The organism is Citrobacter sp. BDA59-3, from assembly GCF_015167655.1.
Taxonomy (GTDB): domain Bacteria; phylum Pseudomonadota; class Gammaproteobacteria; order Enterobacterales; family Enterobacteriaceae; genus Phytobacter; species Phytobacter diazotrophicus.
In genome coordinates this window covers 747412-763019 of sequence record NZ_CP063427.1, presented here as the reverse complement: position 1 = coordinate 763019, position 15608 = coordinate 747412, and the positions used below count along the sequence as shown (strand labels likewise).

The window sequence follows — 15608 nt, the reverse complement described above, 5'->3', positions numbered from 1 at the left end:
TATCATACCCGTCATTCTATGCCGTGCACAGGCACAGTCTTCTCTGACCTGGCTCGAAAACGGGCAGGATTAACTAGCGCTGCGAAGATGAGTACGTTAGTCTCTGACCGTTTGCCAGCGTAAAGCCACAGATGACGGAACAACAAATACAACGTATGAAAAAACGTATTCCCACCCTCCTGGCCACAATGATCGGCACAGCCCTTTATAGTCAACAAGGGATGACAGCCAGTCTCGCCTCGCAATGTATGCTTGGCGTTCCGAGCTATAACCGTCCATTGGTCACAGGCGATACTAATAATCTGCCTGTGACCATCAATGCCGATGACGCCAAAGGTAACTACCCTGACGACGCCAATTTTAAAGGCAATGTGGATATTAATCAGGGCAATAGCCGCCTGCGTGCTGATGAAGTTCAACTTCACCAGAAACAGGTGGAAGGCCAGGCTGACCCGGTGCGTACAGTGGATGCACTGGGTAATGTGCACTACGACGACAATCAGGTCATCCTGAAAGGTCCGAAAGCCTGGTCAAATTTAAATACGAAAGACACCAACGTCTGGCAAGGCGACTACCAGATGGTGGGGCGCCAGGGACGTGGTGATGCAGACCTGATGAAACAGCGTGGCGAAAACCGTTACACCATCCTTGAAAACGGTTCATTCACCTCCTGCTTACCGGGTTCAAATACCTGGAGCGTCGTGGGTAGCGAAGTCATCCATGACCGTGAAGAACAGGTCGCAGAGATCTGGAACGCGCGCTTTAAGCTTGGCCCGGTGCCGGTTTTCTACAGCCCGTATCTGCAATTGCCGGTGGGTGACAAGCGCCGTTCTGGTTTCCTGATTCCGAATGCCAAGTACGGCACAAACAACGGCTTTGAGTTTTATTTGCCGTACTACTGGAACATTGCCCCCAACTTTGATGCGACGATCACGCCGCATTACATTCAAAAACGTGGCAGTACTCAGTGGCAGAACGAATTCCGCTACCTGACGCAAGCGGGAGCAGGTCTCGTTGAATTCGACTATCTGCCATCGGATAACATCTATCAGGACGACCATCCTGCCGAGTCGAATCGCCATCGCTGGTTATTCTACTGGAGTCACTTTGGCGTGATGGACCAGGTTTGGCGTTTTAACGTCGATTACACCAAAGTCAGCGATCCATACTATTTTAACGATTTTTCATCGAAATACGGTACCAGTACTGACGGTTACGCTACCCAGAAATTCAGCATGGGTTATTGGCTGGAGAATTTTAACGCCACCGTATCGACCAAACAGTTCCAGGTATTTAACCGGCAGAACAGTGATTCCTACGCCGCCGAACCGCAGTTAGACGTGAATTATTACAAAAATGACCTTGGTCCATTTGATGCGCATGTCTATGGCCAGGCGGTACATTTTGTTAACACTAACTCGAATAATCCGGAATCCACGCGTGTTCACCTTGAACCTACGCTAACTCTGCCGCTGTCGAACAACTGGGGCAGCCTCAATACAGAGGCTAAGCTGATGGCGACTCACTATCAGCAAACCAATATCGATGCTTACAACGCGGTTAAAAAAACTGATTATAAAGATTCCGTTAGTCGTGTATTGCCACAGTTTAAAGTCGACGGGAAATTGATTTTTGAGCGTGATATGACTCTGGCAGAAGGATATACCCAGACGCTGGAGCCAAGGGCACAATATCTCTATGTGCCATATCGCAACCAGAGCACTATCCAAAACTACGACTCCTCATTACTGCAATCTGACTATAGCGGCCTGTTCCGCGACCGTACCTATGGCGGTCTGGATCGCATCGCATCGGCAAACCAGGTCACCACCGGCGTCACATCCCGTATTTATGATGATGCCGCTATTGAACGTTTTAACGTTTCTGTTGGTCAAATCTACTATTTCACACAGTCACGCACTGGCGATGACAACATAAACTGGGAGAAAGACAACAAAACGGGTTCACTGGTGTGGGCAGGAGATACCTACTGGCGCATTTCGGATCGCTGGGGCTTACGTGGCGGCGTGCAGTATGACACGCGTCTGGACAATATCGCCAACAGCACCGCGTCAGTTGAATATCGCCGCGATGAAGACCGTATGGTACAGCTCAGCTATCGCTACGCCAGTCCGGAATACATTCAAGCGACACTTCCAAGAGACAAAGATGATACAACATGGACCCTGCCGCAGTACAAAGACGGCATTTCGCAAGTTGGTGCTGCAGCAAGCTGGCCGATCGTCGACCGCTGGTCTGTCGTTGGGGCTTACTACTACGATACCCATACAAGCAAGCCTGCCGACCAGATGTTAGGTCTGCAGTATAACTCCTGCTGTTATGCGATTCGCGTTGGGTATGAACGCAAAATCAACGGCTGGGAAAACAACCAAAGCAAGTATGACAACGTCATCGGTTTCAACATTGAGTTGCGCGGTTTGAGCTCGAATTACGGCCTGGGTACGCAACAAATGTTGCGCTCGAACATTCTGCCGTACCGTAGCTCGTTATGATGTGGTTGATTTGCAAAGTTATCGGTTAATTGAAATGGAAAAAGTATGAAGAACTGGAAAACGCTGCTTCTCGGTATCGCTATGGTTGCGAATACCAGTTTCGCTGCACCGCAAGTTGTCGATAAAGTAGCTGCCGTCGTGAATAACGGCGTGGTGCTCGAAAGCGACGTTGATGGTTTGATGCAATCCGTGAAACTTAACGCGGGCCAGGCGGGTCAACAATTGCCTGATGACGCTACGCTGCGTCATCAGATTCTTGAACGTCTGATCATGGATCAAATCATTCTGCAAATGGCGACGAAAATGAACATCAAGGTGACCGATGATCAACTCGATCAGGCTATCGCCAATATCGCCAAACAAAACAATATCTCCATGGATCAGATGCGCAGCCGTCTGGCTTACGACGGTGTGAATTTCAACACCTACCGTAGCCAAATCCGCAAAGAGATGATCATTTCCGAAGTCCGCAACAACGAAGTTCGCCGCCGCATCACCGTGCTGCCGCAGGAAGTTGAAGCGCTCGCGAAACAAGTAGGCAACCAAAACGACGCCAGTACCGAACTGAACCTGAGCCACATTCTGGTTCCGTTACCGGAAAACCCAACCTCTGACCAGGTAAATGAAGCAGAAAGCCAGGCACGTTCTATCGTTGACGAAGCGCGTAAAGGCGGTGATTTCGGCAAACTGGCGATTACCTACTCTGCCGACCAGCAGGCGCTGAAAGGCGGCCAGATGGGTTGGGGGCGTATTCAGGAACTGCCGTCAATCTTCGCTCAGGCGCTTAGCACGGCGAAAAAAGGCGACATCATTGGCCCCATCCGTTCAGGCGTTGGCTTCCATATTCTGAAAGTGAACGACCTGCGCGGCCAAAGCCAGAGCATTTCCGTGACCGAAGTTCACGCTCGTCACATTCTGCTGAAACCGTCGCCAATCATGAGTGACGACCAGGCTCGCGTGAAACTGGAACAGATCGCGGCTGACATCAAGAGCGGTAAAACCACCTTTGCTGCAGCGGCAAAAGAGTTCTCTCAGGATCCTGGTTCTGCCAATCAGGGCGGCGATATGGGCTGGGCGGCAGCGGATATCTACGATCCGGCATTCCGTGATGCGTTGATGAAGCTTAGCCGTGGTCAGATGAGCGGCCCGGTACACTCCTCTTTTGGCTGGCATCTGATTGAGCTACTGGATACCCGTAACGTCGATAAAACCGATGCTGCGCAAAAAGATCGTGCTTACCGCATGCTGATGAACCGCAAATTCTCCGAAGAAGCGGCAACATGGATGCAGGAACAGCGCGCCAGTGCTTACGTTAAAATCCTGAGCAACTAATGAACGCACATCGTGTCGTTATCACTCCCGGCGAACCCGCCGGGATTGGTCCTGATTTAGTCGTACAACTCGCCCAGCGTGACTGGCCCGTAGAGTTAGTGGTGTGTGCAGATCCAACGCTGCTCACCGAGCGTGCGGCGCTGCTGAGTTTGCCCCTCGTCCTGCGCGAGTACCACGCCGGACAATCGGCCCGTGCACAACAGGCAGGAAGCCTCACCGTATTACCCGTTGCACTCAAAACGCCAGTTGTGCCAGGCGAGCTGGACGTCAGCAATGGACCATACGTGGTCGACACGCTGGCCCGTTCCTGCGATGGTTGCCTGAGCGGCGAGTTTGCTGCGCTGATCACCGGCCCCGTGCATAAAGGGGTGATCAACGACGCGGGAACGCCGTTTACCGGACACACCGAGTTCTTCGAAGAGCGTTCGCGCGTCAGCAAAGTCGTGATGATGCTGGCAACAGAGGAACTCCGCGTTGCGCTGGCCACGACCCATCTGCCCATCAAAGCGGTTGCCGAGGCCATCACGCCAGATTTGCTGCGCGACGTCATCACCATTTTGTATACCGATTTGCAGCAAAAGTTTGGTATCCGCCAGCCACATGTTCTGGTGTGCGGCCTGAACCCACACGCCGGGGAAGGCGGACATATGGGCACCGAAGAGATCGATACGATCATTCCAGTTCTTGATGAAATGCGCGCAAAAGGCATGAACCTTAGTGGTCCACTGCCTGCCGATACGCTTTTTCAGCCTAAATATCTTGATAATGCCGACGCCGTACTGGCGATGTACCACGATCAGGGCCTGCCCGTGCTAAAATACCAGGGCTTTGGCCGTGGCGTGAACATCACGCTCGGTTTACCTTTTATTCGTACATCTGTTGATCATGGCACCGCGCTGGAACTGGCGGGCCAGGGAAAAGCCGATGTCGGCAGTTTTATCACGGCGCTTAATCTCGCCATCACCATGATTGTTAATACTCAATGACTAATCGAGTCCATCAGGGCCACTTAGCCCGTAAACGCTTCGGGCAAAACTTCCTCAACGATCAGTTTGTGATCGACAGTATTGTTTCAGCTATCAATCCACAAAAAGGCCAGGCGATGGTCGAAATCGGCCCGGGCCTTGCCGCGCTGACCGAGCCGGTAGGTGAACGTCTGGATAAGCTCACCGTTATCGAGCTGGATCGCGATCTGGCTGCACGTCTGCAAACACACCCGTTTCTCGGGCCAAAGCTGACGATTTTTCAGCAAGATGCAATGACCATGAATTTTGGCGAGCTGTCGCAGACTATGGGTCAGCCGCTGCGCGTATTTGGCAACCTGCCTTATAACATCTCCACGCCACTAATGTTCCATCTGTTTAGCTATACTGATGCCATTGCCGACATGCACTTTATGTTGCAAAAAGAGGTCGTCAATCGTCTGGTTGCAGGGCCAAACAGTAAGGCGTATGGTCGTTTAAGCGTCATGGCGCAATACTATTGCCAGATTATTCCGGTGCTGGAAGTGCCGCCAACAGCCTTCACCCCACCGCCTAAGGTGGATTCCGCTGTCGTGCGCCTGGTACCACATCGCACGTTGCCACATCCGGTCAAAGAAGTCCGGGTGCTGAGTCGGATCACGACGGAAGCCTTTAACCAGCGCCGTAAAACGATCCGCAACAGCCTTGGCAACCTCTTCTCCGTTGAGGTATTGACGGAGCTGGGCGTTGATCCGGCGATGCGTGCGGAAAACATCTCTGTTGCGCAGTATTGCAAGATGGCGAACTATCTGACTGATAATGCGCCGCCGAAGGAGAGTTAAGTCATGATCAATTCGCCCCGAGTTTCTGTTCAGGTGCAAAGTGTCTATATTGAATCGCAATCTTCACCCGATGAAGAACGCTATGTTTTCGCTTACACCATCACTATTCGGAATCTGGGGCGAGCGCCGGTCCAGTTGCTTAAACGGTACTGGCTTATCACCAACGGGAATGGCCGTGAAACTGAGGTTCAGGGTGAAGGTGTGGTTGGCGTTCAGCCGCACATTGAACCCGGCGGAGAATATCAGTATACCAGCGGTGCGGTAATTGAAACGCCGTTTGGTACCATGGAAGGCCATTATGAAATGATCGATGCGCAAGGGAAGGCGTTCCGCATCGCTATCCCGGTCTTCCGACTTGCCGTTCAAACACTAATCCACTGAGACAATGTCTACATATCTTATTGGCGACGTTCATGGTTGCTATGATGAACTGCTCGCATTGTTAAATCAGGTGCAGTTTGTACCTGGGCAGGACACCTTATGGTTAACGGGTGATTTAGTCGCGCGCGGCCCCGGCTCGCTGGATGTATTGCGCTACGTTAAATCGCTGGGCGACAGCGTTCGCCTGGTCCTCGGCAACCACGATCTGCACCTGCTGGCGGTGTTTGCCGGCATCAGCCGCAATAAACCCAAAGACCGGCTTAATTTGCTTCTGGAAGCGTCCGATGCCGACGACCTCATCAACTGGCTGCGTCGTCAGCCGCTGTTGCAGGTCGACGAGGAGAAAAAGCTGGTGATGGCCCACGCGGGTATTACGCCGCAGTGGGATCTGGAGACGGCTCAGCAATGCGCACGCGACGTTGAAGCCATTCTCTCCAGCGACTCCTACCCGTTCTTCCTTGACGGGATGTATGGCGACTATCCGAACAGTTGGTCAACGGAACTGAGCGGAATGGCACGGCTGCGTTTTATCAGCAATGCCTTTACGCGGATGCGCTACTGTTTCCCGAACGGGGAACTGGATATGTATTGCAAAGATGTTCCGGAATACGCACCGGCACCGTTGAAGCCCTGGTTTACCATTCCCGGACCTGTCTCTCAGGCGTACAGCATCGTGTTTGGTCACTGGGCATCGCTGGAAGGGAAAGGCACGCCAGAAGGCTTTTATGCGCTGGATACCGGCTGTTGCTGGGGTGGCACACTGACCTGCCTGCGCTGGGAAGACCAGGCCTGGTTTGTACAACCGTCGAACCGTCAGATGGATTTAGGTGAAGACGAGGCGGTCGCCTCTTAAGAAGATATGCTGTCGCCCCGGCGCGCAACGCGCTACCGGGGCAGACAATTACCGACGTTCCAGAATCTCGAAGCAATAGCTGTGAGAATTCTGCTCATCCGCATCGTTAAACTCGCTAAATACCGACTCCCAGTCATCCGGATCGTAATCCGGGAAATGGGTATCCCCTTCGACTTCGGCATCAATGTGCGTCAGATAGAGCTTTTGTGCCTTCGGCAGGAACTGCTCATAAACACGGCCACCGCCGATCACCATGATCTCTTCCGCGTCACCGCACTCGGCAATCGCCGCGTCAACCGAGGTGACCCACTGTACGCGATCGTCAGTGCCTGGCTTGCTGCTGATGACAATGTTTTTACGACCTGGCAGCGGGCGTCCAATCGACTCCCATGTCAGGCGTCCCATAACCACTGGTTTGTTTAGCGTATTACGTTTGAACCAGGCGAGATCGGCAGGTAGGTTCCATGGCATGGCATTCTCCATGCCAATGACGCGATCCACCGCTAACGCCGCAATCAGACTGATCATTGATAATTTCCCGGATGCAAAAAATTGTCGCCACTATACGGAAAGCGCATTCTTTCGTCGACTGGCGACAGGGTAAAGAGACAGAAAATTTTCGTAATCTGTAAGCAAACCCGCGCTGCACGATCGTATACCTTGCTTTCCACTTTTTCGCGAAGCAAACCCTTAACCGTCAATCAGCCGTAACACGCGCTATGGCTGTGGTTTCGCCTCAGGTTCATCGGCGACATCCCCCGTGTGACGGCCTTCTTTGGTCCCCTGCCAGCCATGGCGCTGGACCACGGACAGATGCGCCCGGTCTTCGCTGATAATCTCCGTCAACATCGCACTGGTGCGTTTAAAGACGTCCGCTCTGGCCTGAGCGGTGTTATCCACTCCGGCCATCTCCTCAACCATCTGGGTGTTGAACTGGCGGAAAAGGTCGGCACGCTCACGCGCCTCATATGGCCCCAGACCTAACCCTTCGAGCGCCATTCTTCCGGCTTTCAACGCCGCTTCAAATGTTTCACGCTCCGGCTTCTCAACACCCGCCTGGCGCAGACGAATGTAATGATCGACGTCGCGGGCACGGGCAATAATACGCAGCGCCGGGAAATGGGTTTTCGCCAGCTCAGTAAGCTGGAGATTGGCCTGCGGATCGTCAATCGCGTTGATCAGCACTTCGGCTTTTCCGGCACCGGCTGATTCCAGCAGATCCACACGCGTCGCATCGCCATAAAAGACCTTCATGCCGAATTTGCGCAGCGTTTCAATGTGGTCCGGGTCGTGATCGAGGACAACCATTTTGACTCCACTAGAGAGTAGCAGACGCCCGGCAATTTGGCCGAAGCGGCCGAATCCGGCCACAATGACCCGCGGTTCATCTTCGTCAATCTCATCGGCTTCACGCGCTTGTCCGGTGCCAGCGCTTTCCAGACGCGTCAGCAGGACTAACAGCACAGGCGTCGCCGCCATGGACAACGCCACCGCCAGCGTCAAGGCTTTGACCCACTCCGGGTCGAGCACGCCTGCCATTTGTGCTGCACCAAAAACCACAAACGCGAACTCACTGCCCTGCCCCAGCAGTGCCGCAAACCAGCGCCGCTGTTTGCCAGGCACACTCAGCGGACGAGCAATCAGCCAGAGAACGAGGGTTTTAATCACCAGGAAACCGACCAGCAAAAGCAGGATACGCAGCGGATGAGTGATAAGGGTGCCAAAGTCTATCGACATACCGACACCGATAAAAAAGAGCCCCAGCAGCAGACCTTTAAAGGGTTCGATATCGCTTTCCAGCGCATGACGGTATTCCGAGCTTGCCAGCAGCACGCCAGCCAGAAACGCGCCCATCGCCATGGAAAGGCCAGCCTCTTCCAGCAGTAAACCGAAACCGAATACCAGAAACAGCGCCACGGCGCTGAACACTTCACGTAATCCGGAGCGGGCAACAAAACGCAGTGCCGGACGCGCGACATAGCGCCCCAGCACGACCACCAGCGCCAGCGCGCCAACCACTTTCAACGCCGACAGGGCAAACGCCCCCACCGTTGTGGATGCGCCACTGCTGGCCAGTAGCGGAATCATCGCCACCAGTGGAATGGCCGCGATATCCTGGAAGAGCAGCACGGAAAAGGCACTTCGCCCCATTTGCGAAACGGTCAGGTTACGCTCATTCATCGCCTGCATGGCAATCGCGGTTGAGGAGAGCGCCAGCGTCAGGCCGATAAGCAGCGCCACCGGCCAGTCGAGCCCCAGTACCATACAAAACGCCCCCAACAAAACGCCGCAGGAGGCCATTTGCAATGCGCCACCGCCAAAGACCGACACGCGCAACTTCCACAGCCTCTGGGGATCCAGCTCAAGGCCAATCACAAACAGCATCAACACCACGCCGATTTCAGCGAAGTGGAGAATAGATTCAGCGTCAGTGACCAGACGTAAGCCCCACGGACCAATAATACAACCGGCGATCAGATAACCCAGCACGGACCCCAGCCCCAGGCGTACCGCGATCGGTACGATGAGCGCGGCCGCCCCCAGGTAAATCAGCGCCTGAATAAGCGTATGACTATCCATGGTGGGTCTCCTGCCAGTCGAGCAACAATTGTTTGTAGCGACGGGCCTGCGCCTGCAGGGTTTCGTCGTCGCAAATGAAGGTGCAGTGAGTGGCAAACGGCGGCAACCAGTTCATCCCACAATAGAGCGCCGTGGCCTGTAATGGCTGTCCCAGAACATCAAAGCCGGGGTGTGAACCAATATCAAAGTGCTGATCCCCGCCGCCCGTGGTCACGGCCCATAACAGACTTTTCCCCTGCAACGCACGCGCGCCATGGCCATATGCCCAGCCGTGGGCCAGGACTTTATCAATCCATAATTTGAGGAGCGGCGGTACACTGTACCATTGCATGGGATGTTGCCAGACAACCAGGTCAGCGCGACTCAATGCCTCCTGCTCGGCGGCGATATCAATATTGAAATCGGGGTAGAGGTGATAAAGAGAGCGGATTTCCACCCCCTCCAGAGTCCCTGCATGCTCAATCATCCGCTTATTCGCATGGGAATACTGCGGATAGGGATGGGCATAAATTATCAGAATCATCGATTAACCTGTTTTCACTGCACACTTTTTTCTTTGAGTGTAGACAGTTAATCGTCGTGCTAACAGCGACAATCTGTGCGGGATTAGCAGGCACCAGCACAGCACCTGTCAGAATAGCGGCTAAAACAGCGAGAGGGGCTGGCGTTACCGGTCTGCCGCCACCGAGGGGTGAGACAAAAAAAGTCCCGCGCTAATGGCGGGACGCTTTCTGACATGGAGTGAAATTAATTGTCCAGTTCACTCATGTTCTTCACCTGGTCGCGGTTAATCTGCTCAGTTTTACCCGTTTCCGCATTTTTGTAAGAGACCAGGCCGGTGTCGCTATCGATTTCCGGTTTGCCATCAGTCACGATAGTTTTGCCATCGGTGGTTTTTACAGCCTGATTGGATGAACAACCGACAACGGTAAAGAGCGTGGCAGCCGTAAACAGTGATGTTAATAACAGTTTCGTTCGCATGGTGTTCTCCCCTGCTTTTCAGTCGTTTTCAGTTAAATACAGGGTAACTTTAGACTAACTGACTGACCTTAAAAGAAAATACAGAACACTCTGAAGGTTTGACTTAATTCAGGGACTTGCGTCGAATCGTCATACTCCCCGTCTGAGCAAGCGTCAAACCACGCGTCTCCGGTGCAAAAGCGATGGAGATGAGCAGGCCAACGAGCGAAATTCCCGCCCCCATCAGCATGACGTAACTGATCCCATATTTAGTGATAAAAATCGGCAGCGCCCAGGTTGAAAGAATGGTACCAATCCGGCTCAGGGACATGATGACGCCAACGGCAGAGGCGCGAATATCGGTCGGGAACAGCTCATTCGGGTAAAGCCACTGGAGATTTCCTGGCCCGCCGGAGAAAAAGGCATATACCGCGAATGCCGCAACCACCAGCCAGATACCCATTTCAGGGATCAATCCCAGCACGGCCAGCGCCAGTGTCATCATCATAAAGCTGCCGATCAGCAGCGGTCGCCTCCCCATGCTGTTCAGCCAGTACATCGGTGGAATGCAGCCCAGCATAAAGAACAAGCTGATCACCACATTGCCCAGCGCCGCGCTTTTCCCGACGCCCAGCCCCAGCAGGCCAACAATCTGCGGACCAAAGGTATAAATGGCGAACATCGGAATAACCTGGCACGTCCAGATAGCGGCGACAAATAAGACAAACGGGAAGTGACGACGATTAAACAGCTGTAAGAAGCGAGTTTCTTGTGGTGGTTCATCATCGAACGCTACCGGCTCGCCAAACAGTTTAATCATCATCTCCTCACACTCTTTTACCCGCCCTTTACGCAGGAGCCAGCGCGGAGATTCTGGAAGATCAAAACGCCCAATCAGGATCATGATACAGGGGATTGCCGCACTCCCCAGCATCCAGCGCCATCCGCCTTCCACATCGTACAACCAATAACCGACCAGATCGGCACAGGTCGCGCCGACATACCACATCGCAGCAATAAAACTGATTGAGAAAGCTCGTTGGCGGGTACTGGAAAATTCAGTGATCATGGAGGTTGCGATAGGATAATCCGCGCCAATCACCACGCCAATCAGCACTCGCATAATGAGCAATTCCATGGGCGAAGAGACAAACATCGTCGCCACCGATATCACCCCAATGGCGATGATATCAATGAGGAACATTTTCCGTCGCCCCACTTTGTCTGAGATGTAGCCAAACAACGAGGTACCGACAAACAGACCCGCCAGCGTTCCCGCCCCCAACAATCCCAGCCACTGTGCATCCAGCTTTAATGCTGGCGTGAGCTGCTCCAGAGCAACGCCAATCATGACAAGCACATACCCATCCAGGAAAGGTCCGCCGCTTCCCCACAACATGATTCGACGGTGAATAGATGAGAATTGGATATCATCAAAATTTCTGATCTGCTGCATGGTTATGTCCTGTCTCAACGGCAAAATACGAGGTTGGTCACCTCAAGTGCCGAATGGCCCGGCAAAAGCACCTTCTCCAGCCAATACTTCACGTAATGTTTATAGGCCGGATAAATCTCTGTTATCCGGCACCGGTTTTAGCCGTAGCGAAACTCCACACCAAACGTACCGCGTGGGTAGTCCCATTTTTCGAGGACCGTATCCAACCCCAAAATCCGACAGGTACCGCACTCCAGGCATCCGGCGTAATCAAAACGCACGCTGCCGTCATCCTGCTTTTTGTACAGCCCCGCAGGACAGGCTTTAACTAACACCTCCAGCACCTGCTTATCGGGGTCGGTTTTTAAAATGATGTGTGGGTTTTCTTCATCCACGTTGAATTTGTTAACACCCAGTTTGATATCCACATTGACGGGGGAAGTCATAGTACAGTCGCTCCTTTTAGACCATCCTTTATCAAATTGATAAAGCCGACCTTTTTGGCATGTCGAAGGATTTTCTTACGCATTGCTACCGGGGCGGTACCATCGACAGTAAACAGATCGCGTGCCACGCCAACCGCCATTTCTGGGTAACGGGTAAACATGCGCGGGTTATCGAGGAAGGCAGGTAAACGCTGATACATACGCATATCCCGCATCGGACCGTCATCAAGGAGCTGACGATAAGCCGAAAGCCCCTGACGGCTGAAATTGTTACTTTGCATCGCGGAAAGTACCGTTTTCGCGGCGGCTTCCCCTGCCGCCACCGCCAGGTCCATGCCACGAATGGTGAAACCAAGATTCATACACATGCCAGCGGCATCACCCGCGATCAGTACACCGTCGCCAACCAGTTCAGGCTGCATATTCATCCCGGATTCCGGAACAACATGAGCGGCGTATTCCACCATTTTTCCGCCGCTAATCAACGGCGCGACGGCAGGGTGCTGTTTAAAATCCTCCAGCATTTGCGGGACTGATTTTTTGGCCTCTTTGAGATGATGCAGACCGCATACTAACCCAAGCGAAACTGTCGTTTGATTGGTATAGAGGAACCCGCCCCCCATCAGGCCATCTGTCGGTGCGCCGGCAAACAGCCAGGCCGCGCCTTCGTTGCCCCGTAACTGAAAACGATCTTCAATGACCGTTTTTGGCAATTCGATAAGTTCTTTAACCCCAACCGCAACATTCGAAGCCGTAACACGTTTCGCCATGCCCAGTTGTTCGGCCAGTAAGGAATTCACACCGTCCGCCAGAATCACGACTTTCGCTTCCAGAATGTCGCCATCGGCTTCCACGCCAATCACTTTGCCATCACGTTGCACAACATTGTCAACGCGGATCCCGGTGATCAATTGTGCACCCGCCTCTTCTGCCTGCTCCATCAGCCAGGCATCAAATTTACTGCGTAAGACGGAATAAGAGGCTTGCTCAGGTTCACCGTGATCGCCGTTGAGGTAATCTACCGTCATTGCTCCCTTATCGGTCATAAACGAGAGCTTTTCATGTGTAATCAGGCGTTCGACGGGAGCATGCCCGGCAAAACCGGGAATAATACGTTCGAGACTATGGGCATAAATACGCCCGCCAGTTACATTTTTCGCTCCGGCGGAATTGCCCCTCTCAATCACCAGGACTTGCGCACCTTCCCTGGCAAGCACCAGCGCTGCCACCGAGCCCGCCACCCCCGCCCCCACGATGATGGCGTCAAAAATATCTTCTGACATAAAAACTCCAGAAATTACCTGTAATAACAGAGCGGCCACCGCTCTGCTTAAGGAATTAGCGCGCTAATGCGGCCGTGAGTGCGGGTAAAATTTTCAGCGCATCGCCGACGATACCGTAATCGGCATACTGGAAAATCGGCGCGTTTTTGTCTTTGTTAATGGCAAAAATCGTCTGTGCGCCGTTTGCGCCCACCATGTGCTGAATCTGACCGGAGATCCCTACAGCCAGGTACAATTCCGGTTTGAGCATCAGGTTAGAAATGCCGACATAGCGTTCGTGTTCCATCCATTTTTCGTTTTCAGCGACCGGACGCGAACAGGCCAACTCCGCGCCAATGGACTGGCACAACGCTGTTGCCAGCGAGATATTCTCCTTGCTACCGATACCGCGTCCGACGCTGACAACCCACCGCGCTTTATCAAGATTAACGTTACTGTTCTGGCGAGCCTGAGTTGCAGTGCGAATGACGGAGATTTCCGGCGACTGCCATGCGACAGTCTGCGCCATGCCGCTTCGCGAAGTGTCTGGCTGCGCCGGCTCAAATGTGCCGCTGCTGAGTGTAATCACGGCGAAAGAAGAACGTAGCGTTTCTTCGCCAATGGCAAGTCCGCCGTACACCATATGTTTTACCAAAGCGTTATCACCCGCGATGGCGACGGCATTGGCATCATTAGAGACAGCGGCCGTCAGGCGGAAACCCAATTTTGCCGCCAGTAATTTGCCCCGACGTGTATTGGGCAGCAGTACCAGCCCTTTCGAACCCTGCTGGCGAATGGTCGCCGCCATGGCGTCCGCATAATCTTCAATCATGCGGTCTTCCGGTTTACCGCTGAGATGCCAGACGCTATCGGCCCCCAGGTGGAATGCTGTGGCACTGTCGGTTTCACTGAGCACAAATACATTGATCTGTTCGCCCAACATGCGTGCGCCACCCACCAAATCAGCCAGCCGGGAAACGGTATCACTGAATACCCATACAGTGGAAAACTTGCTCATAACATCCCCTTTTAATTGATGATCTTGCGCAGATGGTCAGCAAATACGGCGATTTGTTCTTCGCCATCACCTTCAATAACGATGCGCTGGCGCTCACGTTGTCCCGGCGCAGCAATCTGTTGCACGGAGTTCGCTTCCCCGTGGGTAAAACCAATATCTGCTGTCGTCCAGACCTGAACCGGTTTTTTAGCCGCGCCCAGAATGGCTTTCATGGAAGGAATTTGCGGGGAGTTAATATCCGTAGAGACCGCAATGACCGCCGGAAGCGGTATGCTCAGGGTTTCGATCTCGTCTTCCAGAGCGCGCTCAACGGTCAGCGTGTTATCCACCAGCGATAAAATTTTACTGACGCCGTTGATTGCCGGGATGTGCAGCATTTCACCCAGCAGCAGACTGACCTGTTGGGCATAGAGATCGGAGGAACCGTCGCCACAAATAATCAGATCAAAACCGGATTTTTTCGCTGCCTGCGCTAACGCCACTGCGGTTTGTTGCGGCAGCGCATTCTCAAACGCATCATCAATCACAACAATCAGTTCGTCCGGGCCGCGCGAAAGCACATCTTTGCGTCCTTTCGCATTAGTCAGCGCCTTACCGCCAACACTCATGGCGATCACTTGCGCTTCTCCGGACTGCTGTTTTAACTGGCAGGCAGCTTCAATCGCATTCAAATCGTATTGGCTAATTTTGGCATCCGCTTTACTAATATCTAACGAACCATCCGCGTTATTGATCGCAATATCCTGTTCATCAGGTACGCACTTGTAACAAGTAATTATCTTCATTGCCTCTCCAGAAATCATGAAGGAATCGTCGTCCATATCGGCGATGGTAAATACAGATATCACACCATTTAATTACGGGATAAAACATTAATCACCAATATTGAAAATGTCACACCCTGTAAAATGGGACTTTCAATATTGTTAGCGACCTCACCAATATTGAAAAATCGGTTTCACCTTACAAATTTTCAATATTGTTTCCGGGATCACCAATATTGAACACCACAAGGATTAAAAAA

The 15608-nt window shown here is 52.9% G+C and carries 15 protein-coding genes; 6 read left to right on the top strand and 9 right to left on the bottom strand.

Going from position 1 to position 15608, the window contains the following annotated elements:
* Positions 1–155 precede the first annotated feature (155 nt).
* The 6 genes from lptD to apaH are packed head-to-tail and all read left to right on the top strand — an operon-like array spanning position 156 to position 6883.
* Positions 156–2513, top strand: coding sequence for an LPS assembly protein LptD (lptD, locus tag IP582_RS03590; RefSeq protein WP_193795102.1), 2358 nt, complete (start codon positions 156–158; stop codon positions 2511–2513).
* A 45-nt stretch (positions 2514–2558) separates the two neighbouring features.
* The gene (gene surA / locus IP582_RS03585) at positions 2559–3845 is read left to right on the top strand and encodes a peptidylprolyl isomerase SurA (protein WP_107224014.1); all 1287 of its coding nucleotides are present in this window, start codon (positions 2559–2561) and stop codon (positions 3843–3845) included.
* Positions 3845–4831: a 4-hydroxythreonine-4-phosphate dehydrogenase PdxA gene (gene pdxA, locus IP582_RS03580; protein WP_193795101.1), complete on the top strand. Its 987-nt coding sequence runs from the start codon at positions 3845–3847 to the stop codon at positions 4829–4831. The genes surA and pdxA overlap by 1 nt, the downstream gene beginning before the upstream one ends.
* Positions 4828–5649: a 16S rRNA (adenine(1518)-N(6)/adenine(1519)-N(6))-dimethyltransferase RsmA gene (rsmA, locus tag IP582_RS03575; protein WP_039078327.1), complete on the top strand. Its 822-nt coding sequence runs from the start codon at positions 4828–4830 to the stop codon at positions 5647–5649. The genes pdxA and rsmA overlap by 4 nt, the downstream gene beginning before the upstream one ends.
* 3 nt (positions 5650–5652) lie before the next feature.
* Complete coding sequence (gene apaG / locus IP582_RS03570; RefSeq protein WP_039078326.1) at positions 5653–6030, top strand: Co2+/Mg2+ efflux protein ApaG; 378 nt, start codon at positions 5653–5655, stop codon at positions 6028–6030.
* Positions 6031–6034: 4 nt separating this feature from the next.
* Positions 6035–6883, top strand: coding sequence for a bis(5'-nucleosyl)-tetraphosphatase (symmetrical) ApaH (apaH, locus tag IP582_RS03565; RefSeq protein ID WP_193795100.1), 849 nt, complete (start codon positions 6035–6037; stop codon positions 6881–6883).
* A 48-nt stretch (positions 6884–6931) separates the two neighbouring features.
* Here the strand turns inward: apaH and folA are convergent, their stop codons facing one another.
* From folA to IP582_RS03520, 9 genes are all read right to left on the bottom strand, one after another.
* Positions 6932–7411: a type 3 dihydrofolate reductase gene (gene folA, locus IP582_RS03560; protein ID WP_039078324.1), complete on the bottom strand. Its 480-nt coding sequence runs from the start codon at positions 7409–7411 to the stop codon at positions 6932–6934.
* Between the two features lie 189 nt (positions 7412–7600).
* Positions 7601–9463: a glutathione-regulated potassium-efflux system protein KefC gene (kefC, locus tag IP582_RS03555; RefSeq protein ID WP_193795099.1), complete on the bottom strand. Its 1863-nt coding sequence runs from the start codon at positions 9461–9463 to the stop codon at positions 7601–7603.
* Positions 9456–9986: a glutathione-regulated potassium-efflux system oxidoreductase KefF gene (gene kefF, locus IP582_RS03550; RefSeq protein WP_110295063.1), complete on the bottom strand. Its 531-nt coding sequence runs from the start codon at positions 9984–9986 to the stop codon at positions 9456–9458. The genes kefC and kefF overlap by 8 nt, the downstream gene beginning before the upstream one ends.
* A gap of 224 nt (positions 9987–10210) precedes the next feature.
* Positions 10211–10444: a YgdI/YgdR family lipoprotein gene (locus IP582_RS03545; protein ID WP_193795098.1), complete on the bottom strand. Its 234-nt coding sequence runs from the start codon at positions 10442–10444 to the stop codon at positions 10211–10213.
* Between the two features lie 103 nt (positions 10445–10547).
* Complete coding sequence (locus tag IP582_RS03540; RefSeq protein ID WP_108702051.1) at positions 10548–11879, bottom strand: MFS transporter; 1332 nt, start codon at positions 11877–11879, stop codon at positions 10548–10550.
* A 137-nt stretch (positions 11880–12016) separates the two neighbouring features.
* A complete protein-coding gene (fixX, locus tag IP582_RS03535; protein WP_039078319.1) occupies positions 12017–12304 on the bottom strand; it encodes a ferredoxin-like protein FixX in 288 nt (95 codons plus the stop codon).
* Positions 12301–13587, bottom strand: a complete 1287-nt coding sequence (gene fixC / locus IP582_RS03530; RefSeq protein WP_193795097.1) for an FAD-dependent oxidoreductase FixC — start codon at positions 13585–13587, stop codon at positions 12301–12303. Before fixC ends, fixX begins: the two co-directional genes overlap by 4 nt.
* Positions 13588–13642: 55 nt before the next feature.
* The gene (locus IP582_RS03525; protein WP_193795096.1) at positions 13643–14584 is read right to left on the bottom strand and encodes an electron transfer flavoprotein subunit alpha/FixB family protein; all 942 of its coding nucleotides are present in this window, start codon (positions 14582–14584) and stop codon (positions 13643–13645) included.
* A gap of 11 nt (positions 14585–14595) precedes the next feature.
* Entirely contained in the window at positions 14596–15369 is a 774-nt protein-coding gene (locus IP582_RS03520) for an electron transfer flavoprotein FixA (protein WP_193795095.1), read from the bottom strand.
* Between the last annotated feature and the right edge of the window lie 239 nt (positions 15370–15608).

Excerpts from the sequence above, each read along its gene's own strand:
- lptD (WP_193795102.1), top strand. The coding sequence starts at position 156 with ATGAAAAAACGTATTCCCACCCTCCTGGCCACAATGATCGGCACAGCC.
- surA (WP_107224014.1), top strand. The coding sequence starts at position 2,559 with ATGAAGAACTGGAAAACGCTGCTTCTCGGTATCGCTATGGTTGCGAAT.
- pdxA (WP_193795101.1), top strand. The coding sequence starts at position 3,845 with ATGAACGCACATCGTGTCGTTATCACTCCCGGCGAACCCGCCGGGATT.
- rsmA (WP_039078327.1), top strand. The coding sequence starts at position 4,828 with ATGACTAATCGAGTCCATCAGGGCCACTTAGCCCGTAAACGCTTCGGG.
- apaG (WP_039078326.1), top strand. The coding sequence starts at position 5,653 with ATGATCAATTCGCCCCGAGTTTCTGTTCAGGTGCAAAGTGTCTATATT.
- apaH (WP_193795100.1), top strand. The coding sequence starts at position 6,035 with ATGTCTACATATCTTATTGGCGACGTTCATGGTTGCTATGATGAACTG.
- folA (WP_039078324.1), bottom strand. The coding sequence starts at position 7,411 with ATGATCAGTCTGATTGCGGCGTTAGCGGTGGATCGCGTCATTGGCATG.
- kefC (WP_193795099.1), bottom strand. The coding sequence starts at position 9,463 with ATGGATAGTCATACGCTTATTCAGGCGCTGATTTACCTGGGGGCGGCC.
- kefF (WP_110295063.1), bottom strand. The coding sequence starts at position 9,986 with ATGATTCTGATAATTTATGCCCATCCCTATCCGCAGTATTCCCATGCG.
- IP582_RS03545 (WP_193795098.1), bottom strand. The coding sequence starts at position 10,444 with ATGCGAACGAAACTGTTATTAACATCACTGTTTACGGCTGCCACGCTC.
- IP582_RS03540 (WP_108702051.1), bottom strand. The coding sequence starts at position 11,879 with ATGCAGCAGATCAGAAATTTTGATGATATCCAATTCTCATCTATTCAC.
- fixX (WP_039078319.1), bottom strand. The coding sequence starts at position 12,304 with ATGACTTCCCCCGTCAATGTGGATATCAAACTGGGTGTTAACAAATTC.
- fixC (WP_193795097.1), bottom strand. The coding sequence starts at position 13,587 with ATGTCAGAAGATATTTTTGACGCCATCATCGTGGGGGCGGGGGTGGCG.
- IP582_RS03525 (WP_193795096.1), bottom strand. The coding sequence starts at position 14,584 with ATGAGCAAGTTTTCCACTGTATGGGTATTCAGTGATACCGTTTCCCGG.
- IP582_RS03520 (WP_193795095.1), bottom strand. The coding sequence starts at position 15,369 with ATGAAGATAATTACTTGTTACAAGTGCGTACCTGATGAACAGGATATT.